The organism is Pseudomonas sivasensis (assembly GCF_052938085.1).
On the sequence record NZ_CP176442.1, the window covers coordinates 5,018,666 to 5,041,124 of the forward strand.

Here is a 22,459-nt window from a genome sequence, read left to right on the forward strand (position 1 = left end):
GCCTTTGTCGCTGGCGGTTTACACAGCTGCCACGCTTTAAAGCCTGGATACAAATACCAGGCTCTCAGACCTTTATAAGGGACCCGAAAATGGAATTGGTTGTAAAAAGCGTTAGCCCCGAAACGTTGAAAACCGCCACCCTCGTGGTCGCCATCGGCGAAGGCCGCAAGCTCGGCGTGGCCGCCAAGCAACTCGACGAACTCAGCGGCGGCGCCATCAGCGCCGTGCTCAAGCGCGGCGACCTGGCCGGCAAAGTCGGTCAGAGCCTTCTTTTGCAGAGCCTGCCTAACCTCAAGGCCGACCGCATTTTGCTGGTCGGCGTGGGCAAAGACGCTGAGCTGGGCGACCGCCCGTTCCGCAAGATCATCAGCGGCATCCTCAGCACCCTGAAGGGCCTGGGCGGTGGCGATGCGACACTGGCTCTCGACGAAATCGTGGTCAAAGGCCGCGACAGCTACGGCAAGACGCGCCTGCTGGCAGAGACCCTGGTGGACGGCGGCTATATCTTCGACCAGTTCAAGAGCCAGAAAGCCGAACCCCGCGCCCTGAAGAAAATCACCCTGCTGACCATCAAGGCCGCGCAGGCTGAAGTTCAGCGCGCCGTAACCCACGCTACCGCGATTGCCAACGGCATGTCGTTTACCCGCGACTTGGGTAACCTGCCGCCGAACATCTGCCACCCGACCTACCTGGGCGAGCAAGCCAAGGCGCTGGGCAAAGAGTTCAAAGGCCTGAAAGTTGAAGTGCTGGACGAGAAAAAGATCAAGGAACTGGGCATGGGCTCGTTCTACGCCGTGGGCCAGGGCAGCGACCAGCCACCACGCCTGATCGTGATGCAATACAACGGCGGCAAGAAGTCCGAGAAGCCTTACGCACTGGTCGGCAAAGGGATCACCTTCGACACCGGCGGCATCAGCCTCAAGCCGGGCGCGGGCATGGATGAGATGAAGTACGACATGGGCGGCGCCGCCAGCGTGTTCGGCACCCTGCGTGCCGTACTGGAGCTCAAGCTGCCGATCAACCTGGTGTGCATCCTGGCCTGCGCCGAGAATATGCCGAGCGGCGGCGCTGCCCGCCCAGGGGATATCGTCACCACCATGAGCGGCCAGACCGTCGAAATCCTCAACACCGACGCCGAAGGCCGCCTGGTGCTGTGCGATGCCCTGACCTACGCCGAGCGCTTCAAGCCGCAAGCCGTAATCGACATCGCCACCCTGACCGGTGCGTGCATCGTTGCCCTGGGCTCCCACACGTCGGGCTTGCTGGGTAACAACGACGAGCTGATCGAGCAACTGCTCAGCGCGGGCAAGGCTGCCGACGATCGCGCCTGGCAACTGCCGCTGTTCGATGAATACCAAGAACAGCTGGACAGCCCGTTCGCCGACATCGCCAACATCGGCGGCCCGAAAGCCGGCACCATCACCGCTGCCTGCTTCCTGTCGCGCTTCGCCAAGAACTTCAACTGGGCGCACCTGGACATCGCCGGCACGGCCTGGACCAGCGGCGGCAAGGACAAGGGCGCCACTGGCCGTCCGGTTCCGCTGCTGACCCAGTACCTGCTGGATCGCGCAAAGGCCTGAAACTGAAGATGCCGGGGCGGCCATCACGCCGCTCCGGTCTCAGGAACCGCAATGACCCAAGTCGACTTCTATATATTGCCCAGCGCCGACCCGCTCGCGCGCCTGGACTTTGCCTGCAAACTCACCGAAAAAGCCTGGCGCATGGGCCATCGCATCTACCTGCACTGCAGCGATGCTGCTCAACGCGACGAGCTCGACGCCCGCCTGTGGCGCTTCAAGGGTGAAAGCTTCGTGCCCCACGGCCCAGCCGAATCACAACCTGAAGGTCTGATAGTGCTGGGGCTGGGTGACAGCTGCGGCGATCACCATGACCTGCTGGTCAACCTGGACCTGAAAGTACCGCCGTTCGCCAAGGCCTTCGCCCGTGTGGCGGAAGTGGTGGTGGAAGATCCGGCTATTCGTCAGGCCGCGCGGGAGAGTTTCCGTTTCTACCGCGAACAGGGCTATCCTTTGCAAGATCACCGGCTACAACGACTTTGAGCACACGATGGACACTTCCAACCCTGTAAAAAAAGATGACCACCTGCTGGACGACCTGGAGTCGATCCGTCAGTTGCTGGGTGATGATGGCTTGCAACCGCCGCTGCTGACCGAACCGGTCGACGGCGAGGTACAGATTCCGTTGCTGTTTGACATGGTGGGCGGCAAACCTGCGCCGGCACCGGTCGAACTGCCCGTCGTAGAACCAGCCCCCGTTGCCGCCGCTGCCGAGAAAACCCCCGACGCCCTGCTGCTGCATCTAGACAACGAACTGCGCGCCGCCGCGCAATTGATCATGCAAGACGTGATCGACGACTTTGCCCCGCATATCGAAACCGAGATCAAGCGCCGAATGGATGCGCGAATGGAACGGTTGCTCAGCCAGTACCAGTCTTAAACCGTGCATAGATCCCCTGTGGGAGGGGGCTTGCCCCCGATCGCGGTGTATCAGTCAGCCCATTTATGGTTGACACATTGCCATCGGGGGCAAGCCCCCTCCCACATTGACCGGCGCACGTCTTTAGCCCGTCTTCGCCTCGCCCTGCGCCCTATCCCCCGTTATACTTGCCGGCTTTCCTGAATATATGCCAACTAGGGTCCCGCCGCGCATGGATAAGACCTACCAGCCGCACGCTATTGAAACTTCCTGGTACAACACCTGGGAGTCCGAGAACTATTTCGCTCCGCAAGGTGCGGGCGAGTCCTACACCATCATGATTCCGCCACCGAACGTCACTGGCAGCCTGCACATGGGCCATGGCTTCAACAATGCGATCATGGATGCGTTGATCCGTTTCCGCCGCATGCAGGGTCGTAACACCCTGTGGCAACCGGGCACCGACCACGCCGGTATCGCCACCCAGATGCTGGTGGAGCGCCAACTCGAAGCCACCGGCCAGAGCCGTCACGACCTGGGCCGTGAGAAATTCCTGGAAAAGATCTGGGAATGGAAAGACCAATCCGGCGGCAACATCAGCCGTCAGATCCGTCGCCTGGGCTCGTCCGTCGACTGGAGCCGCGAGCGTTTCACCATGGACGACGGCCTGTCCGAATCCGTGAAAGAAGCCTTCGTGCGCTTGCATGAAGACGGCCTGATCTACCGCGGCAAGCGCCTGGTCAACTGGGACACCAAGTTGCACACGGCGATTTCCGACCTCGAAGTGGAAAACCACGACGAGAAAGGCTTCCTGTGGAACCTCAAGTACCCGCTGGCCGACGGCGCCAAGACCGCTGAAGGCAACGACTACCTGATCGTCGCCACCACCCGTCCGGAAACCATGCTCGGCGATGCCGCCGTCGCGGTTAACCCGAACGACGAACGCTACCAGGCACTGATCGGCAAGTTCGTCGACCTGCCATTGGTAGGCCGTCGCATCCCGATCATCGCGGACGACTACTGCGATCCCGAATTCGGCACCGGCTGCGTGAAGATCACCCCGGCCCACGACTTCAACGACTACGAAGTCGGCAAGCGCCACAACCTGCCGCTGCTGAACATCTTCGATAAAAATGCCGCCGTACTGCCGGCCTGCCAGGTGTTCAACCTGGACGGCACGCTGAACGAAAGCATCGACGGCAAGATCCCGACCGAATACGCCGGCCTCGACCGTTTCGAAGCACGCAAACAGATCGTGGCCGCTTTCGATGCCGCCGGCCTGCTGGTCAGCGTTGACGACCACGGCCTGAAAGTGCCGAAGGGCGACCGCTCCGGCACCGTGATCGAGCCGTGGCTGACCGACCAGTGGTACGTGTCCACCAAGCCGCTGGCTGAGCCTGCGATTGCTGCCGTAGAAGATGGCCGTATCCAGTTCGTGCCTAAACAGTACGAAAACATGTACTTCTCGTGGATGCGCGACATCCAGGATTGGTGCATCAGCCGTCAACTGTGGTGGGGCCACCGCATTCCGGCCTGGTACGACGAGTCGGGCAAGGTCTATGTAGGCCGCGACGAAGCCGAAGTGCGTGCCAAGCACAACCTCGGCCCGGACGTGGCGCTGCAACAGGACAACGACGTACTGGATACCTGGTTCAGCTCTGGCCTGTGGACGTTCTCCACCCTGGGCTGGCCGCAGCAGACCGAATTCCTCAAGAAATTCCACTCCACCGACGTGCTGGTGACCGGCTTCGACATCATTTTCTTCTGGGTTGCCCGGATGATCATGCTGACCATGCACTTGGTGAAGAACGAGGACGGCACGCCGCAGGTTCCGTTCAAGACCGTGTATGTGCACGGCCTCGTGCGCGATGGCCAGGGCCAGAAAATGTCCAAGTCCAAGGGCAACGTTCTAGACCCGCTGGACATCATCGACGGCATCGACCTGGAAACCCTTGTGCAGAAGCGCACTTCGGGCTTGATGCAGCCGAAACTGGCAAAGAAGATCGAAAAGCAGACACGCGACGAGTTCGCTGACGGCATCGCCAGCTACGGCACCGACGCCCTGCGTTTCACCTTCTGCTCGTTGGCGTCTACCGGTCGCGACATCAAGTTCGACATGGGCCGCGTCGAAGGCTATCGCAACTTCTGCAACAAGATCTGGAACGCCGCGCGCTACGTGCTGGATAAAGGTGAAGACTGCGGCCAGAACGGCGAAGCCTATGAGCTGAGCCTGGCCGACCGCTGGATCATCTCGCAGCTGCAACGCACCGAAGCCGAAGTGACCCGCCAACTCGACCAGTTCCGTTTCGACCTGGCCGCGCAAGCCTTGTACGAGTTCATTTGGAACCAGTATTGCGACTGGTACCTGGAGCTGTCCAAGCCCGTGCTGTGGGACGAAAACGCACCGGTCGAACGCCAGCGCGGCACCCGTCGTACCCTGGTACGCGTGCTGGAAGTGGCGTTGCGCCTGGCGCATCCGTTCATGCCGTTCATCACCGAAGAAATCTGGCAGCGCCTCGCGCCGCTGGCCGGTATCGAAGGCAAGACCATCATGCTGCAGCCTTGGCCGGTGGCCAATGAAGCACGCATCGATGAAGCCGCTGAAAGCGATATCGAATGGCTCAAGACCCTGATGCTCGGCACGCGCAACATCCGCGCCGAGATGAACATCGGGCCGGGCAAGCCGTTGGCGGTGTTCGTGAAGAACGCCAGTGCCGAGGACCAGCGTCGCCTTACCGAAAACGATGCACTGCTCAAGAAACTGGCGAAGCTGGAGTCGATCACCGTCTTGGCTGACGGCGCCGAAGCACCGTTGTCCGCTACCGCGCTGGTTGGCGACATGGAAGTGCTGGTGCCAATGGCCGGTTTGATCGACAAGGGCGCAGAGCTGGCCCGTCTCGACAAAGAAATTGCGCGCCTGCAGGGCGAAGTGCAGCGGGTGGGCGGCAAGCTGTCCAACGCGGCATTCGTCGACAAGGCGCCAGCTGAAGTGATCGAGAAAGAGCGCGCCAAGCTCGCCGAGGCCGAACAGGCTCTGGGCAAGCTGGCGGAGCAACATGCGCGGATTTCCAGCCTGTAAGGTGGAATCAGCGTGAAAAAAGAGACCTTCGGGTCTCTTTTTTTATTTGCGAACCCGGTCAATGTGGGAGGGGGCTTGCCCCCGATAGCAGTGCATCAGCCTGAATATCTTTGACTGTCACACCGCCATCGGGGGCAAGCCCCCTCCCACATTTGCCCGGGTCAGGCTCAAGATGTGTGACAATGCCCACCACTTTGAGCCAACACCAGAATCAACATGACCGCCCCCACTACGCCCAAACCTCCGCGCAAGAAGCCTAAAACCGCTGCCACGGCCAAACCCGTCGCGCCGCGCAAAGAGGCCACCCTGCACCCGCGCAACCGCCACACAGGCCGTTACGACTTCCCGGCGCTGATCAAGACCACGCCGGAACTGGCGAAATTCGTGATCCTCAACCCCTACGGTAAGGAAAGCATCGACTTCGCCAGCCCTGACGCCGTGCGGGTATTCAACCGGGCGTTGCTCAAGTCGTTCTATGGCATCCAGCATTGGGATATCCCGCAGGATTACCTATGCCCGCCGGTGCCGGGGCGTGCGGACTATGTGCACTTCCTCGCCGATCTGCTGGCCAGCGTCAACGACGGCAAGATTCCCCGTGGTTCCATCGTCAAGGTGTTGGACATCGGCATGGGCGCCAACTGCGTCTATCCGCTGATTGGCTACATGGAGTACCGCTGGAACTTCCTTGGCTCGGAAGTCGACCCTATCGCCGTAGCCGCTGCCAAGGCCATCGTGCAGTCCAACGACCTGAGCAAGGTCATCCAACTGCGCCAGCAAAATAACCCCAAGCACATCCTGTTGGGCCTGCTGGAACCTGGCGAGCGCTTTGACCTGACCATGTGCAACCCGCCCTTCCATGCGTCCATGGACGAAGCCACCAAGGGCAGCGAACGCAAGTGGCGCGCGCTGGGCAAGGCTGATCCCAAGCGCAAATTGCCGGTGCTGAACTTCGGTGGCCAGTCGGCCGAGTTGTGGTGTGAAGGCGGTGAAGCGCGGTTCGTGACGCAGTTGATCGCTGAAAGCGCGAATTTTGCCCATAAGGTGCTGTGGTTTAGCACCCTGGTATCAAAAGCATCGAACTTGCCCGCCATTGAAACAGCCCTGAAAAAAGCCGGCGTGCTGGAAAGCCAGGTGGTGGAGATGTCCCAGGGTCAGAAGCAAAGCCGTTTCGTGGCATGGACTTTCCAGACCAAGAACGAGCAGCAGATCTGGCGCCAACGCTGGGTTCGCGATTAATAAATCGCAGGCAACAAAAAACCGTGCCCGGATTGCTCCGGAGCACGGTTTTTTTTTGCTGCGTCTTACTTGTTAACAGCGTCGGTCAGGCCTTTGGCCACAACCAGCTTGATAACTTTCTTGGCAGCGATTTCGATGGCAGCGCCAGTCGAAGGGTTACGGCCAGTACGGGCTGGACGCTCGGTCACTTTCAGTTTGCCAACGCCTGGCAGAGTGATTTCGCCGCCGTTTTCCAGCTGATCAGCAACAACTTGGCTCAGTTGGTCCAGCAGAGCGCGCACGGTAGTTTTCGGTGCGTCTACTGCTTCAGCCAGGTCAGCGATCAGTTGGTCTTTAGTAATAGCCATTGTGGTGTTCCTTCCCTATCAAATTCATATGGATTGCAGAGTGCAGTGTCAGCCGTCGAGCCCGACCGTCTAGGCCTGGCACCCCAGGCTTATAACCTCGGAGAACGGGGTTATAGATGCTTGAAACGGGGATTGGTTCGACCTGACAGATGCTGAATGCACGCTTAACGCCGAGACTTGGCGTAAGACGGGGCAAAACTAGCACAGAGACGGGGAAATATCCGCCTCTACCTACCCATTTGGTCAGCTTTATCGCTCTAAACCGTCAAAAAAAGGAATATACCCGGTCGGACCTCACCCAAAACGCCCTTCGAAGCGCGTCTTGACCAATGGGTGCGGTACACTGGGCGACTTTTCGGGGAGGCCAATCGCTCCCCTTCAACCAGCCGAGAAGCCTATGCCGATCCGTCATTGCATCGTCCACCTGATCGACAAAAAACCCGACGGCACGCCCGCAGTTCTCCACGCACGCGACTCGGAGCTCTCCGAATCCGCCGCCATCGAGAATATGCTTGCCGACCTCAACGAGAGCTACAACGCCAAACAAGGCAAGGCCTGGGGTTTCTTCCATGCCGAGTCCGGCGCGCACCCGTTCAGTGGCTGGTTGAAGGAATATTTCGAGGGTGGCCAGGATTTCACCACCTTCAGCCGCACCGCCGTTGAGCATCTGCAGAAGCTGATGGAGGAATCCAACCTCTCCACCGGCGGCCACGTACTGTTCGCCCACTACCAGCAAGGCATGACCGATTACCTGGCCATCGCCCTGCTGCACCACAGCGAAGGCGTAGCGGTAACCGACGAGCTGGACGTGACTCCGTCGCGCCACCTGGACTTGGGCCAACTGCACCTGGCCGCACGGATCAACGTGTCGGAGTGGCAGAACAACAAGCAGTCCAAGCAGTACATCTCGTTTATCAAAGGCAAGAATGGCAAGAAAGTCTCGGAGTACTTCCGCGACTTTATCGGCTGCCAGGAAGGCGTCGACGGTCCGGGCGAGACCCGCACCCTGCTCAAGGCCTTCAGCGACTTCGTGGAAAGCGAAGACCTGCCGGACGAGTCCGCCCGCGAGAAAACCAAAACATTGGTGGACTACGCCAGCAGCCAGGCCAAGCTAGGCGAGCCCATGGGCCTGGAAGAACTGTCGGGCTTGATCGATGAAGATCGACCAAAGGCGTTCTACGACCATATCCGCAACAAGGACTACGGCCTGTCGCCGGAAATCCCCGCCGATAAGCGCACCCTTAACCAGTTCCGCCGCTTCACCGGGCGCGCCGAAGGTCTGTCGATCAGTTTTGAAGCGCACCTGCTGGGCGACAAGATTGAGTACGACGAAGCCGCTGGCACCCTAATCATCAAGGGCCTGCCGACCCAACTGACTGACCAGCTCAAGCGCCGTAACTGATGCTCGGCGGGGTTCTCAAGAAAGTCCTGTTGGTGTTGCTGGTGGTGGTGGTTATCCAGAACTGGGGCAAGATCGAGCGGCTATTCAACCCCTCGCAGGTGGTTTCAGAGCAGGTCCGCACTTCGGCGCGGGTGGTGCTCTATGCCACCGAGTGGTGTGGCTACTGCAAGCAGATCCGGCGCTTCCTGGATCAGAAAGGTATTCCGTACCAGGCCTTCGACATCGAGAAGGACGCCCCTGCGCGCAAGGCGTATGAGGCGTTGGGCGGTGGCGGGATTCCGTTTGTGGATGTGAATGGGACGCTGATTCGCGATTACAACCCTGAGGCGATCATGGCGGCGTTGAAATAATCAGCGCACCACGATCACCCGTCCCAGCAGGCTGTGCTGTTCAAACCCCAGCACTGCCTGCAACGCGTTCAGCACGGCCTGCGGGTCTTTGCTCGGGAAGCTGCCACTGACCCGCTTGGCGCCCATATCTTCGTTGAGCAGCAGGATGCGGCCAGGGTAGTAACGCCCCAAATCCTTCACCACATCGGCGAGCGGTGCCTTGTAGTAGTTGAGCCAGCCGTCGCGCCAGGCCAGGCGCGATTCGCTGTCGACAGCGTGCAGGGGATCGGCAATGCCATCGGCGTAAACCACTTGCTGGCCCGCCGTCAGAATTTGCTGCTGGCCCTGCTTCGACGGCGTCACGCCGACCCGCCCCGACAACACCGTCACTTGAGCGCCCGCTGGTTGCAGGCGCACTTCGAATTGTGTGCCGAGCACCCGCGCTTCACCGCTGCCCGCCCCCACCACAAAGGACTCGCCGGTGTGGGTCACGCTGAAAAAACCGGCGCCGCGACGCAGCTGGATATGCCGCTCGCCGTGGCTGAAATCCACGGCAATCGCGCTGTCGGCATCCAGGGTGACTTGAGATTGATCCGCCAGGGTGACGGTTTTTATTTCTCCTGGCGCCGTCACGTAATCGGCGCCGAAATCATCGACCCAACGCGACGGCTGCCAACCTGCGCCCATGGACACCATCAACAGCAGGCAGGCAGCCATGGCCAGGGCGCCGGACCAGCGCACGACACGTGAACGCTTCGCGGTGTTCATCGTATTGAGGTAGCCCTGCAATGCCAGGGCTTCTTCTTCCGCCAGGGCGCGTGCAGGTACTTCGCTCAGCTCCCAGAGCACCTGAGCCTGGGCGTAAGCCTCGACGTGTGCCGGGTTGGCGCGCAGCCAGTGGCTGAACGTCGCCTGGTCGCCGCTGCTGGGTTGGTCGTGCAACAGACTCAGCCAGGCCAGTGCGGCGTGTTCCTGCTCGGGCGTGGGGGTGACGTTCACGGTGCTTTCCCTGGCGTGCGTGGAGGCGATGGGTCGCGAAGGCTGGCCTTGCAAGCTTCGAGGGCACGCATCATATGTTTTTCCACGGCACTTTGGGACAGGCCCATGGCCTTGGCGATTTCCGCGTATTTGCGGCCATGGATGCGGTTGAGCAGGAAAATCTGCCGAGTGCGCTCGGGCAGGCTGCGCAAGGCGGCTTCGACATGGCGCAGGTCGTTACCCGCTTCCAGTGCGGCCTGGGGTTCAGAGCCCTGGTTGTCCTGCTGCTCGGGCAACCAACCTTCGCTGCTGCGCACCCGCGCGCCTTCGCTGCGCAGGTGGTCGATGGCGATATTGCCGGCGCAGCGCAGCAGGTAGGTGCTGAGCTCTTCGACCTGCACCAGCGGCCGGCGCCAGAAGCGTAGAAACAGATCCTGCACCAGGTCGGCCGCCGTGGCGCGGCAGCCTACACGTCGACTCACCAAGGCTTCCATCTGCGAACGCTGGGACAGAAACACCTGCAGAAAATGCGCACGCCCACCCGCCGCATCAGCTTGCGAGCTGTCCTGGGATTCGGGTGGGGTGCTGATCATCATGGCTTGGGCTCAGAGGGTGGCGAAGGCCGCAACGGGGCTGGCCATCAGGCCGACGCCCGCGAGGATCAAGGCCAGCCTTGGCCGATACGGCAACAGCAACACCAGCAGCAGCGCGCTGAGCATCAATACAGCGCACCACTCCACCAATCCCAGGCCCCAGCCAGCTACGCTCACGGCGGGCCAGATCGCGACGGCAAGCAGCAAACCGCCAGCCACACGCAAACCCAGGCGTCGACGAGGCGATGGCTTGCTGTGCAGCAGTTCGCCGTGATGGCGATCGGTGGACAAGCACAGAGCGGTAAACCCGGCATAGCACATCAGCAGCGCGAGGAGCATTCAATTGGCCTCTTGCTTGAGGTTGAGCGGACGCGCCCGTTCAGCCTTGGGCTGCGGTGCCGTGCGGTGGTGCATCTTCCACGCCGCCCAGGCGAGAAACACGCCGCTGCCCAGACAGGTCAGATCAAAGCCGGCCATCGCCCAGTCACCACGGGCCAGGGACACGCCCAAAGCGTGGTCGGTGGTGATTGCGTTGAGCAGTGGCACCGCGGCAAACAACAACGCACCGACGCTCAATTGCTCGACCCAACCCTGGCGCCCACGACGCACAATGGCGTGCAACAGGCTCAGGCCCCAGGCGATAAAGAAGGTCTGCACTTCCCAATCGGAGCGTTCGGCGAGGCTCACCGGCAGCAGGCGGTTGGCCCAGAAGAACGCTGCAATGGCGATCAGCAAACCGGACATGCTGGCGATATTCAGCACTTCCACCAGTCGCAGCTCAAACGGCATCACACCGGTTTTGGCATGTTTGAGTTGGCGCTTGCCAAGCCAGATCACCAGCCCGGTGCCGATCATCGCAGTGCCTGCCAGGCCGCAGATGAAGTACAACCAGCGCAGCACCGGCCCAGCGAAATGGCCCATGTGCAGGCCGTAGAAACTGCCGCCGACCATGGCGGTCAACGATTGCCCGTCGCTGGCCCGCAACAGTTCGCCGGTGTGCCCGTTAAACGACACAATGCTGTCGAATTCATGCACCACGCTGTCGGAACTTGCGCGGAACACATTGACCGACGCGTTGACATCACCGGGGTTATTCACCCCGATCCGCCCTACGTGGCCACCCTCCCATTGCGCCCGCGCTTGCTCGTACATCGGCAGCAGCGGCGCCAATTCGCCCGGCTGCCCCGACGCCGGCGCGTTGTTGGTCGCGGGGAATATCTCGTTGAAAAATGCGCGGGTGTCGTTGCCATAGGAGGCCATGATCGGCGCCGGCATCACCATGCTCATAAAGATCACCAGGCTGCTGTACGTGATCATCAGGTGAAACGGCAGCACGAGCACACCCACCGCGTTATGCCCGTCGAGCCAGGAGCGCTGGCCTTTACGGGGGCGGAAGGTGAAGAAGTCCTTGAATATTTTCTTGTGGGTGATGATGCCGGTGATCAGCGCCACGAACATCACCATCGCAGCGAGGGTGGACAGCCAGCGGCCCCAGGGGTGCGGCATTTGCAGTTGGAAGTGGAAACGGTAGAAGAAATCCCCGCCCATGCTTTCGCGGGCCTCTACGGCTTGGCCGCTGACGGGGTCGAGGGTTTTGCGCATGAAATTGCCGCGGCGGCCGGGGTCGAGCTTGTCTTGCCACATGACCGACAGGCCGGGGTCGCGGCTATCCGGCAGGGCGATAAACCAGCGTGCCGCTGTGGGTGCCACCTGTTGCAGGTAGGTTTGCGCGACGCTGAGGCTGCGCGCATTGTCCAACGGATGAGCCTGGACCTCGGGCTGCATCCAGTGGCTGATCTCATCCTTGAAGTAAGACAGCGTGCCCGTCAGGAAAATCGCAAACAGCAGCCAGCCGAAGATCAAGCCCGCCCAGGTATGCAGCCAGGCCATGGCCTGGCGAAATCCCTCTTTCATGTGCGCACCATCCACAAGCCCACACCCGCCAAAGCGGCAAAGACTGCGCTCGGCAGCATCACGCCAAACCAGGCGCGCCAAGCCGTACGGCAGGCGAAGCACCAGAGTACGGCCAGCAAATAGAACACAAATGAACTCATCATCCCGGTGATCACGGCGTCGGCGCGAGATGTTGGCATCCACAATGCCAGGCAGATGGCGGCGAGGGAGGCCATGAGGTAGCCACCGACCACGGCCGCCAGCACGCGGGAGGTGACAGCCAAGCGGTAGAGCGCGGGAAGCGAAGTTTTGCTTTTCATGCGAGAGGCGCCAGGTTCATCAGCGCGCAATATTAATGATAAATATTCTCATAAGCAAAAGAGAACGGATGAAACACCTGCTCTGCCGGATTGCCGAACCGGGTCTCGGGCCATACAATGCGAACAATTCTTGTTCTCTAAAGCATGCCGATATTTGCGGAGTGTTTGCGTTGAGCCCGTCCAACCCCGTCGAAGTGCTGTACAACGACCATCACCACTGGCTCACCGGCTGGTTGCGACGCAAGCTCGGCTGCCCGGAAAGTGCTGCCGACCTGGCGCAGGACACCTTCGTCCGCGTACTCACTGCAAGGGAAACGCCCACGCTGGTCGAGCCGCGCGCGTTTCTCACCACCGTGGCCAAGCGCGTGCTCTTCAACTTCTATCGCCGCCAGGACCTCGAACGCGCCTATCTTGACGCCCTTGCACAAATGCCCGAACACGTGGCGCCGTCGGAAGAAGAACGCGCAATCATCCTGCAAACCCTGGTCGAGCTGGATCAACTGCTCGCCGGCTTGCCCACACAGGTCAAGCGCGCGTTCCTGCTGGCCCAACTCGATGGCCTGACCTACGCGCAGATCAGCGCTGAACTGGGCATTTCCATTGCCACCGTCAAACGCCACCTGAATAAAGCCGCCATGCGCTGCTACTTTGCCCTATGAACGTCTCGACCCAAGTCGCCGAACAGGCCGTGCGCTGGCTGATGGAAATGCAGCAAGGCGCGCTCAACCCACGCCAACAGGCCGCCTGGCAACACTGGCTGAATGCCCACAGCGAGCACCAGCGCGCCTGGGACCATATCCAGCGCGTTAACCAGCGCCTGCGCGGCATGCCCTCGCCCCTGGCTCACGCCGCGTTGAATGCGCCGACGTCTACCAGCCGGCGGCAGGCGCTGAAGTTGCTGTTGATCCTCGGCGCTGGCTCGGCAGCCGCCTGGAGCCTGCGCCAGCAGCATATTCTGCCGCCCCTGACCGCCGACTACCGCAGCCCGGTGGGCCAACGCCGCAAGGTGCAATTGGCCGACGGCAGCCAGTTGCAGCTCAATACCGGCAGTGCCGTAGATGTACATTTTGATGGCCAGCAACGGCTGATCCGACTGCTCGAAGGCGAGATCATGCTGAACGGCATCGCCGGCAACACGCCATTGCGCGTCCTTACCGGCCAGGGCCTGCTCAGCAGCCAAGCGGCGCGCCTGAACGTACGTCAGTTCAACGACCACACCCAGCTGGCGGTGCTCGACGGCCAAGTCGAGGTGATGCCCAACACCTACAGCGGCCTGCCGCTGACAGTCGAAGCGGCGCGCCAAGTCAATTTCACCCGCAAAGGCTGGGACACCCCGCGCCCCACCGACGCCAACAGCGGCGCCTGGGCCGACGGCATGCTGGTGGCTGCACACATGCGCCTGGAAGATTTCCTCGGCGAACTGGGCCGCTATCGTCGCGGCCAGGTCAATTGCGATCCGCAGGTTGCCAATTTATTGATCTCTGGCAGCTACCCGCTGGACGACAGCGAACGCATTCTCAACCTGCTGGAAGTCAGCCTGCCGGTGAAAGTGCGGCGCTTTACCCGCTATTGGGTGACAGTGCAGGCGCGCGCCTGAAATTATTTTCTGTACCTGTGAGCCGTTTTCCACACCTCGCGTGACAGAGAAGGAAAGCCACCTTGATCCTTCCTTCTCAGGACCGCTCTTCATGCCCCAGCAGCCGACCCTAATCGCCCGCACCTTGCGCCAACTGTTACTGGGCGCCAGCCTCAGTTTCGCGGTATTGCCCCCCGTGATGGCCGCGGACGCCAAGCCTTATCACATTGCCCCGACGTCGCTGGAAGCGGCCCTCAATCAGTTTGGTCGCGAAGCCGGCGTATTGATTTCCTTCGGTTCCGAAATCACGGCGGGCATGCAGAGCCGTGGTTTGTCCGGCAGCTACAGCACCACCGAAGGCCTGCAAAAACTGCTGGAAGGCACAGGCCTGGAAGCCCGCCCTGAAGGTGACAACGCCTTCAGCCTGCAACCGGTAAACGCACCCGCTGCGGTAGAGCTGGCGACTTCCAGCGTGGTCGGCGACTGGCTCGGCGATGCGGCACAAACCAATGTGTTCGAACACCCCGGCGCCCGCGATGTGATCCGCCGCGAAGAGTTCGAACGCCAAGGCGCCACCCAAGCCAAGGACGTGCTCAACCGCATCCCCGGCGTCAACGCTCCGGACAACAACGGCACCGGCAGCCACGACATGGCGCTAAACTTTGGCATTCGCGGACTCAACCCGCGCCTGGCGTCGCGCTCCACCGTATTGATGGACGGCATCCCGGTGCCCTTCGCGCCGTATGGCCAGCCGCAACTGTCCTTCGCACCGATCAGCATGGGCAACATGGACGCGGTGGACGTGGTACGTGGCGGCGGCGCCGTGCGTTACGGCCCGCAGAACGTCGGCGGCGTGGTCAACTTTGTGACCCGCGCGATCCCGGATGCGCCCACGGTCAAGGGCGGCTTGCAGACTGAAACCAGCCCGTCATCCAGCCATGACGGTTTCAAGACTACCGGCAACCTGCTGGCCGGCGGCACGGCCGACAATGGCCTTGGCGGCGCGATTCTGTATTCCGGCACCCGGGGTGGCGACTGGCGCGAAAACAGCAACACGCGCATCGACGATTTGATCCTCAAGGGCAAATACCAGCTCGACGACGCCAATAGCTTCAACGCCATGGCGCAGTACTACGAAGGCCAGGCCGATATGCCCGGCGGCTTGAACGTGGCGAACTACAAGGCCGATCCGTACCAGTCCACCCGCCCCTACGACAAATTCTGGGGCCGCCGCACGATGTTCAACGTCGGCTACCGCTACGAACAGGATCGTCGAGAATTCACCGTCAACAGTTTCTTCACCAAGACCCTGCGCAGCGGTTATCTGGACCAGGGCACGTTCCTGTCGCTGTCACCGCGTGAGTATTGGGTGCGCGGCGTGGAAACCCGCTTCGCCCAGGGCTTTGACCTCGGCCCGACCAGCCATGAAGTGGGCGTCGGCTACCGCTACATCAACGAAGCGGGTCACGAGTTGCGCTACCGCACGCCGATCTCGGCCAACAACCAGCAAATCCCCACGACTGACAGCCGCAACGACCGCGACACCCGTGGCGGCACAGAAGCCAATGCGTTCTTCGTCGATGACCGGATTGATATCGGCAAGTGGACCATCACCCCGGGCATTCGCTACGAGATGATCGAGTCCCAGCAGAGCAATAATCTGACCGACGTCAAATACAAAGGCGACTACAACACCGCGCTACCGGCGTTGAACGTGCTCTATCACCTGACCGACGACTGGAACCTGTATGCCAACACCGAAGGTTCATTCGGCAGCGTGCAGTACAGCCAGATGCCCAACCGTGTCACCAGCGGTGAAGTCAAACCGGAAAAAGCCCGCACCTGGGAACTGGGTACCCGCTATGACAACGGCACCTTGCGCGCGGAGATCGGTGCGTTCCTGATCAACTTCGATAACCAGTATGAAAGCAACCAGACCAACGACTCGGTAATCGCCCGGGGTGAGACACGCCATCAGGGTATCGAAACCAGCGTCAACTACGCCCTCGATGGTTTGAGCCCGGCGTTGGCCGGTTTCGATGTGTACGCCACCTACGCCTACGTCGACGCCACCATCCGCGAAGACGGCCCGAACAAAGGCAACCGCGTGCCCTTCTCGTCCAAGCATAAAGGCACCCTCGGCGTGGGTTACACCGAAGGGCGCTGGAAACTCAATGTGGACAGCAGCTACCAGAGCAGCCAGTTCGCCGATAACGCCAACACCGAGGCCGAGAGCGCCGACGGTGCCAACGGACGCATCCCCGGCTACATGCTGTTCAGCAGCCGCGCGGCCTATGATTTCGGCCCGCAACTGTCGGATTTGAACGTGGCGGTCGGCGTGAAGAACATCTTCAACAAGCAATACTTCACGCGCTCGTTTGACGATAACAACAAGGGCAAATACGTCGGTGAGCCACGCACGGTGTACGTGCAGACCTCCATCGCGTTCTAACTGCCCAAGCAACACACGACCTGTGGCGAGCGGGCTTGCCCCGCGTTGGACTGCGTAGCAGGCCCGGCCTTTTCAAACAAAGAGCTGGGGTCGCTTCGCAACCTAACGCGGGGCAAGCCCACTCGCCACAACAAACCCGTTTGCCTTAATAGCATGCTCGCCCTGACCCGCCGGTTCTAACTGCCCGCCAGGCAACTGGGGGTGGCTTCGACCAATGCATCGATTGCACACCGTGTCTTGGCCGGCATATGCGTGGCAGTGGGCCAGATCACATGGATGGGCGCAGGTTGCTCGCGATAGCCGGGCAATACCGCGACCAACTTCCCACGCAGCACATAGTGCGCAATCAACCAACTCGGCAACCAGGCCAGGCCGACGCCCGCGATGGCGGCATCGGCAACAGCCTGGAGGTCGTCCATCATTAACGGCGAGGCCACGCGATTGCGGTGCGGGGTGCTGCTGCGGTAGGCGATGCCGCGATGGCCGGCAAGGTCTTCGATGCATTCAATCGGCCCAACGCGCTGCAAGTACGCCGGTGACGCCGCCAGTCCCACGGCCTGCTCGCCCAGCCGACGCGCACTGAGGCGGTCGGTGTCGGGGAGCGGGCCGATCCGCACGGCGACGTCGAAGCCTTCCTGTGCCAGGTCCACCAGCCGATCGGCGAAGCTGATCTCGATTTCCAGTTCCGGATAACGCGCCATCAATCCCCACAATGCCGGGGCCGCGTAGTGGTGCCCGAAGGCCAGCGGCAAGCTGGCCCGCAAGCGGCCGCGTGGCTGTTGCCGGCCGCTTTCCAGCACCGATTCGGCAGCCTCGAGCTCCGCCAATGCCCGCAGGCAATGTTCGTAGTACGCCTGGCCGTCCTCGGTCAAACGCTGGCGGCGGGTGGAGCGCTGCAGCAGGCACGTGCCCAAGCGTGCCTCCAATCGCGCCAGGCCCTTGCCAACCGCCGAGCGTGTGAGATTCAGGCGTTCGGCGGCCTCGGTCAGGTTGCCGCTTTCGACGATTTGCAGAAACAGCTCAACGCCATCAAAACGCGGTGTGGCCATGGCTCTATTGTCGCCCTTGATTCCCCTATTAGCAGAAAACTTATCACGAATAACGAACCCTATTCCCCCGAAAATATCCCGATACCCATCCACAGGAGAATCCCATGCCACCCGTCGCCACGTTAAACGCCACCAGCCGCCCGCGCACCGCCAGGAATGGGCTGGCCCTCACTGCCGTGTGCCTCGTCGCGCTGATGTTCGGCCTGGAGATTTCCAGCGTCCCGGTGATCCTGCCGACGCTCGAGCGAGAGTTGGGCACGGGCTTCCAGGACGCCCAATGGATCATGAACGCCTACACCTTGGCCTGTACCAGCGTGCTGATGGCGGCGGGCACATTGGCGGATCGCTTTGGCCGTCGCCGCATGCTGGTGTTGTGCCTGTGGGTGTTTGGCCTGGCCTCGCTGGCCTGTGGGCTGGCCGAGGAGGCTTCGCTGCTGATCACGGCGCGGTTTGTTCAGGGCATCGGTGCCGGAGCGATGATGATTTGCCAGTTCGCCATCCTGTCGCACCTGTTCAGCGAACCGGTAGCACGGGCACGGGCCTTTGCAATATGGGGCGTGATTGCTGGCGTGGGCCTGGGCTTCGGACCGATGATCGGCGCATTGATCCTGGCGGTGGCGGATTGGCGTTGGGTGTTCCTCGTGCACGTGCCGCTCACCCTGTTCACCCTGGTGCTGCTGCACATCAGCGTGCAGGAGTCCCGCGACCCGGCCGCCCGTCGCCTGGACATCGCCGGTATGGTCACCTTGACCGTGTCGGTGTTTGCCCTGGTGTACTTCATCACCCAAGGCACCGAGCACGGCTTCGGCGCACCGGCCATGCTCGGTTGGGCGGCGTTGTCGGTGCTCGGCTTGCTGCTGTTCATCGCGGTCGAGCTTCGCAGTGCACACCCAATGTTCGACTTCTCGGTGTTCCGCATCCAGCGTTTCAACGGCGCGTTGATGGGCTCTATCGGCATGAACTTCAGCTTCTGGCCGTTCATGATCTACCTGCCGTTGTACTTCCAGGCGGGCCTGGGTTACGACACCTTGACCACCGGCGCCGCGTTGCTCGCCTACACCCTGCCGACCTTGCTGGTGCCGCCGCTGGCCGAGCGCCTGGCCCTGCGCTATGGCGCCGAACGCATCATCCCCCTGGGCCTGGGCCTGATGGGCGCGGGCTTTCTGGCCATGGCCGCCGTCAACGGCGCCGAGCACCCAGGTATCGAGCTGGTGCTGTTCAGTTGCGTGATCGCCGGCGTAGGCCTGGCGCTGACCAACTCGCCCACCACCAACACCACCACCGGCTCGGTGTCGGCGGATCGCGCAGGCATGGCCTCAGGCATCGACCTCAGTGCGCGGCTGATCACCCTGGCGCTCAACATTGCCCTCATGGGGTTGGTGCTGTTGCTGGGGATCAGCGATCACTTGGCCGAGGTGCTGCCCGCTGCCACGGCAATGGATTGGCCGGTTATCAGTCAAAACATTGCCGCAGGAAAACTCGAGTCGATGGGGCTGACAGTCAACGACGCTCAGGCAGCACTGCGCCACGGCGCCGGTTGGGCGATGCTGTTTGCCGGGTTGGGTGCGGGCGGGCTGGCGATGCTGAGCCGGTATTTTTTCCGACGCAGGCGCTAAACGAAAACGGGCCTGCAGATGCAGGCCCGTTTGAGGGGGTCAAAAGAAAGTTAGCCGTTGATGACAGCGTTTTCGTTTTCCAGGAATTCCTGTTCCAGCGCGTCTTCATTCACTTTGTTGATTGGCTGGTTTTTCGCGGCAGCGCGGGGCTTGCCTTGCAGTCTGCCAAACAGATGCTCCAACGCGTGGTCCAGCTTGGTGGCCGCACTGTCGATCGCTTGTTCCAGGGTATCGCCCTTGGCGGATACCGACAGTGGTTGATGGCCTTTTGGCCGCGCTTCCAGGCGGCAACTTAAATCGTGGGGACCGGGCTTGTCGCCGTTCTCATCCCGCAGATAGACCTCCACTCGGGTCAGGTCTTCTTCATAACGTTCGAGCGTGCTCTCAATGGTAGTACGTACCCACTCCTCCAGTCGGATGCTGCTTTCAATATGGTTATCGCTATTGACTTGGATTTGCATAGTTCTTCCCTTATTTCAGCTAGCTCGCGAGAGGTCACAAACTGCAACACCGGGGTGGTGAAACCATGACCTCTTGATTACACAATTGAGCAGCCAGACGAACAATTCAACCCCTTTGCAAAGATAAATCCTACATTACAAATTAAGCCTGACTACGGGCAAAAACGCTGTTAGGGTGGGGAGTTAGTTACATCTTCTTACGCTCTGTAAACGTCATAATTGCCCCTCTCCCAACGGGTGCAATCCGCGAAAAATCCCCGCTTCCTCTACCAGCCAGTCATGCACCGCGCGCACGCCCGGATGGCTCAGTGCGCCTGGCGCATACAGCAGCACATAGCGCTTGTGGTTGGGCACCGCGAGGCCGAACGGCACGATCAAGGTGCCGCGCTCCAGCTCATCATTGAGCAAGGTACGCCGCGCAATCGCCACGCCCATACCGGCGATGGCGGCTTCTATGGTCAAGTGGTTGCGGTTGAAGGTGTGGCCGCGGCGAACATCGGCGTCGTGGTAGCCAATTGCATTCAGGTAAAACTCCCACTCGGCATACTCATAACTCCCACGCCAGGCGGTGATGTCGTGCAGCAGCGGGAAATGCACAAGGTCGGCCGGGCCATGCAAGGGCGGACGACCGCGCAATAGGCTTGGCGCACACACCGGAAATATCTGCTCATCCAGCAAGGCTGTGGATAACAGCCCAGGGTAGCTGCCGTCGTTCAAGTCGATAGCCAGGTCAAAGTCCCCCTCATGCAGCGCAATGCTGCTGTCCTCGGCAACCATGCGCAGTTGGATGTCCGGAAAGCGTTGCTGCAAGCGTGGCAAACGTGGGGTGAGCCACTTGCCGAGAAACGACGGGATCGAGCGTAGGCGCAAGGTGCCGCTGATCATCCCCGCATCGAGCCGCTGCAATTCGGCATCAATGCTGCCGTAAGCCTCCCCCACCGTAGCCGCCAACCGCTGCCCCTCCGCACTCAACTCCACACCCCGCGCCCGTCGATGGAACAGCCGAAACCCAAGACGCTCCTCCAACTGGCGGATTTGTTGGCTCACCGCCCCCGGTGTGATGTGCAGTTCTTCGGCGCAGCGGGTGAACGACAGATGCCGCGCAGCGCAGGAAAACACGTGTAACCAGACATAAGTCTGGCCATGGAGAGGGCGAGCCATAGGGTTTAGTCCTGCTAAAGGGTGTCTTAGGATAATTCGTTGGTCAGTGCCGATCCAGAGGCTCAGTATCGCGCCAATTGCGCTCGTCCTACAAAACATGGCAGCGATTCCTACTCCATTGCTTGTAAGGGTTTAGCATGGCTATCAGTGTTTTTGATCTATTCAAGGTGGGCATAGGCCCGTCCAGCTCCCACACCGTTGGCCCCATGCGGGCAGCGGCGACCTTCGCCCAAGCCCTGATCGACCAGCGATTGCTTACCGAAACCCGACGGATTGAAGTGCGTTTGTACGGCTCGCTGTCCGCCACCGGCGTCGGCCATGCCACCGACCGCGCCTGCGTAATGGGCCTGATGGGTGAATGGCCGGACCGTATTGACCCCACCTCGATCAACAGCCGTATCCAGCAACTGCGCGAGACCGGCCGCTTACTGCTGGCAGGCACCCAGGACATTGCCTTCAACTGGCACACCGATCTCCTGCTGCTGGAAGAAAGCCTGCCCTACCACCCCAACGCCATGTCCCTACACGCCTATGGCGACAGCGGACTGCTTAGCGAGCAGACGTATTACTCGGTGGGCGGTGGTTTCATCATCGAAGCTGCCGAAGCAGCGTCAGGCATTGCGCCGACCAGCGATGTTGAATTGCCCTACGACTTTTCCAGCGCCGTCGAACTGCTGGCCTTGTGCAACAAGCACGGGCTGCGCGTTTCAGAGTTAATGATGGCCAACGAGCGCGCGTGGCGCAGTGACGAACAGATCCGCAGCGGCCTGCTGCATATCTGGTCGGTGATGCGCGAATGCGTGGAGCAAGGCCTGCGCGATGAAGGCATCTTGCCCGGCGGTCTAGATGTGCCACGGCGCGCGGCGAAATTGCACCGCAGTTTGTTGGAAATCGGCAAACCCAATGTCATCACCTCGACCTTGTCGGCCATGGAATGGGTCAACCTGTTCGCCCTTGCCGTCAACGAAGAAAACGCCGCCGGCGGACGCATGGTCACCGCACCCACCAACGGCGCGGCGGGGATCATCCCGGCGGTGCTGCATTACTACATGAAGTTCAACGCCGACGCGTCCGACGACGACGTGGTCAATTTCTTCCTGGCCGCCGCCGCCGTCGGCATCCTGTGTAAGAAAAATGCGTCGATCTCCGGTGCCGAAGTCGGCTGCCAGGGCGAAGTCGGCTCGGCCTGCGCCATGGCCGCCGCCGGCCTTGCCGACATCCTCGGCGCCACCCCCGAACAACTGGAAAACGCCGCCGAAATCGGCCTGGAACATAACCTCGGCCTGACCTGCGACCCGGTCGGCGGCCTGGTGCAAGTGCCGTGCATCGAGCGCAACGCCATCGCGGCGGTCAAGGCCATCAACGCCACGCAAATGGCCCTGCGCGGCGACGGCAAACACTTCATCTCCCTGGACCGGGTGATCCGCACCATGCGCGATACTGGCGCCGACATGCATGACAAATACAAAGAAACTTCACGGGGCGGCCTGGCCGTGAGCTGGGTGGAGTGCTGAGGAGCATTCCCTGACTG

At 61.2% G+C, this 22,459-nt stretch carries 21 protein-coding genes; 12 read left to right on the forward strand and 9 right to left on the reverse strand.

Annotation, left to right across the window (positions count from 1 at the left end; all coding sequences use genetic code 11):
• Positions 1–89 precede the first annotated feature (89 nt).
• The 5 genes from ACKZ62_RS23145 to rlmF all read left to right on the forward strand — a co-directional run bounded on the left by ACKZ62_RS23145 (position 90) and on the right by rlmF (position 6,751).
• Positions 90–1,580 carry a leucyl aminopeptidase gene (locus ACKZ62_RS23145; protein WP_032886438.1) on the forward strand — a complete coding sequence of 497 codons (1,491 nt, stop codon included), beginning with the start codon at positions 90–92 and terminating at the stop codon, positions 1,578–1,580.
• 51 nt (positions 1,581–1,631) lie between these two features.
• Positions 1,632–2,060, forward strand: coding sequence for a DNA polymerase III subunit chi (locus ACKZ62_RS23150; protein ID WP_447095878.1), 429 nt, complete (start codon positions 1,632–1,634; stop codon positions 2,058–2,060).
• Between the two features lie 7 nt (positions 2,061–2,067).
• Positions 2,068–2,457 (forward strand): hypothetical protein, encoded by a 390-nt coding sequence (locus ACKZ62_RS23155; RefSeq protein ID WP_032886434.1) that lies wholly within the window; start codon positions 2,068–2,070, stop codon positions 2,455–2,457.
• Between the two features lie 211 nt (positions 2,458–2,668).
• On the forward strand, positions 2,669–5,515 hold the full coding sequence (locus ACKZ62_RS23160; RefSeq protein WP_442117892.1) for a valine--tRNA ligase: 2,847 nt from the start codon (positions 2,669–2,671) through the stop codon (positions 5,513–5,515).
• Between the two features lie 216 nt (positions 5,516–5,731).
• On the forward strand, positions 5,732–6,751 hold the full coding sequence (gene rlmF / locus ACKZ62_RS23165) for a 23S rRNA (adenine(1618)-N(6))-methyltransferase RlmF (RefSeq protein ID WP_095183912.1): 1,020 nt from the start codon (positions 5,732–5,734) through the stop codon (positions 6,749–6,751).
• 65 nt (positions 6,752–6,816) lie between these two features.
• Here the strand turns inward: rlmF and ACKZ62_RS23170 are convergent, their stop codons facing one another.
• On the reverse strand, positions 6,817–7,098 hold the full coding sequence (locus ACKZ62_RS23170) for an HU family DNA-binding protein (protein WP_003188840.1): 282 nt from the start codon (positions 7,096–7,098) through the stop codon (positions 6,817–6,819).
• Between the two features lie 397 nt (positions 7,099–7,495).
• Between ACKZ62_RS23170 and yejK the strand changes: the two genes are divergently transcribed.
• Together yejK and ACKZ62_RS23180 are read left to right on the forward strand one after the other, a co-directional pair.
• Entirely contained in the window at positions 7,496–8,500 is a 1,005-nt protein-coding gene (yejK, locus tag ACKZ62_RS23175; RefSeq protein WP_032886429.1) for a nucleoid-associated protein YejK, read from the forward strand.
• Positions 8,500–8,850, forward strand: coding sequence for a glutaredoxin family protein (locus ACKZ62_RS23180; protein WP_032886428.1), 351 nt, complete (start codon positions 8,500–8,502; stop codon positions 8,848–8,850). The genes yejK and ACKZ62_RS23180 overlap by 1 nt, the downstream gene beginning before the upstream one ends.
• Here the strand turns inward: ACKZ62_RS23180 and ACKZ62_RS23185 are convergent, their stop codons facing one another.
• Genes ACKZ62_RS23185 through ACKZ62_RS23205 form a run of 5 tightly spaced genes read right to left on the reverse strand, consistent with a single transcriptional unit; the run spans position 8,851 to position 12,613 of the window.
• Positions 8,851–9,828, reverse strand: a complete 978-nt coding sequence (locus tag ACKZ62_RS23185) for a FecR family protein (RefSeq protein WP_122764778.1) — start codon at positions 9,826–9,828, stop codon at positions 8,851–8,853.
• Entirely contained in the window at positions 9,825–10,403 is a 579-nt protein-coding gene (locus ACKZ62_RS23190) for an RNA polymerase sigma factor (protein WP_032886425.1), read from the reverse strand. The genes ACKZ62_RS23185 and ACKZ62_RS23190 overlap by 4 nt, the downstream gene beginning before the upstream one ends.
• 9 nt (positions 10,404–10,412) lie before the next feature.
• The gene (locus tag ACKZ62_RS23195) at positions 10,413–10,739 is read right to left on the reverse strand and encodes a DUF3325 domain-containing protein (RefSeq protein ID WP_032886424.1); all 327 of its coding nucleotides are present in this window, start codon (positions 10,737–10,739) and stop codon (positions 10,413–10,415) included.
• On the reverse strand, positions 10,740–12,314 hold the full coding sequence (locus tag ACKZ62_RS23200) for a PepSY-associated TM helix domain-containing protein (protein WP_181642777.1): 1,575 nt from the start codon (positions 12,312–12,314) through the stop codon (positions 10,740–10,742).
• Positions 12,311–12,613, reverse strand: coding sequence for a DUF3649 domain-containing protein (locus ACKZ62_RS23205; RefSeq protein WP_032886421.1), 303 nt, complete (start codon positions 12,611–12,613; stop codon positions 12,311–12,313). The genes ACKZ62_RS23200 and ACKZ62_RS23205 overlap by 4 nt, the downstream gene beginning before the upstream one ends.
• Before the next feature lie 170 nt (positions 12,614–12,783).
• Between ACKZ62_RS23205 and ACKZ62_RS23210 the strand changes: the two genes are divergently transcribed.
• The 3 genes from ACKZ62_RS23210 to fecA all read left to right on the forward strand — a co-directional run bounded on the left by ACKZ62_RS23210 (position 12,784) and on the right by fecA (position 16,641).
• On the forward strand, positions 12,784–13,272 hold the full coding sequence (locus ACKZ62_RS23210) for a sigma-70 family RNA polymerase sigma factor (protein ID WP_032886418.1): 489 nt from the start codon (positions 12,784–12,786) through the stop codon (positions 13,270–13,272).
• Entirely contained in the window at positions 13,269–14,210 is a 942-nt protein-coding gene (locus ACKZ62_RS23215; RefSeq protein ID WP_032886417.1) for a FecR domain-containing protein, read from the forward strand. The genes ACKZ62_RS23210 and ACKZ62_RS23215 overlap by 4 nt, the downstream gene beginning before the upstream one ends.
• A 91-nt stretch (positions 14,211–14,301) precedes the next feature.
• A complete protein-coding gene (gene fecA / locus ACKZ62_RS23220) occupies positions 14,302–16,641 on the forward strand; it encodes a TonB-dependent Fe(3+) dicitrate receptor FecA (RefSeq protein WP_447095879.1) in 2,340 nt (779 codons plus the stop codon).
• 176 nt (positions 16,642–16,817) lie between these two features.
• On the opposite strand, the gene ACKZ62_RS23225 is transcribed toward fecA, so the two are convergent.
• A complete protein-coding gene (locus ACKZ62_RS23225; protein WP_122752515.1) occupies positions 16,818–17,690 on the reverse strand; it encodes a LysR family transcriptional regulator in 873 nt (290 codons plus the stop codon).
• A 104-nt stretch (positions 17,691–17,794) separates the two neighbouring features.
• Here ACKZ62_RS23225 and ACKZ62_RS23230 point away from each other — a divergent pair, with 104 nt between their 5' ends.
• Complete coding sequence (locus tag ACKZ62_RS23230) at positions 17,795–19,306, forward strand: MFS transporter (protein WP_447095880.1); 1,512 nt, start codon at positions 17,795–17,797, stop codon at positions 19,304–19,306.
• A gap of 50 nt (positions 19,307–19,356) precedes the next feature.
• On the opposite strand, the gene ACKZ62_RS23235 is transcribed toward ACKZ62_RS23230, so the two are convergent.
• Together ACKZ62_RS23235 and ACKZ62_RS23240 are read right to left on the reverse strand one after the other, a co-directional pair.
• A complete protein-coding gene (locus ACKZ62_RS23235) occupies positions 19,357–19,767 on the reverse strand; it encodes an HPF/RaiA family ribosome-associated protein (protein ID WP_027604683.1) in 411 nt (136 codons plus the stop codon).
• Positions 19,768–19,980: 213 nt separating this feature from the next.
• A complete protein-coding gene (locus tag ACKZ62_RS23240; RefSeq protein WP_095183904.1) occupies positions 19,981–20,928 on the reverse strand; it encodes a LysR substrate-binding domain-containing protein in 948 nt (315 codons plus the stop codon).
• A 137-nt stretch (positions 20,929–21,065) separates the two neighbouring features.
• On the opposite strand from ACKZ62_RS23240, the gene ACKZ62_RS23245 reads away from it, so the two are divergent.
• Entirely contained in the window at positions 21,066–22,442 is a 1,377-nt protein-coding gene (locus tag ACKZ62_RS23245; RefSeq protein ID WP_181642780.1) for an L-serine ammonia-lyase, read from the forward strand.
• Positions 22,443–22,459 lie beyond the last annotated feature (17 nt).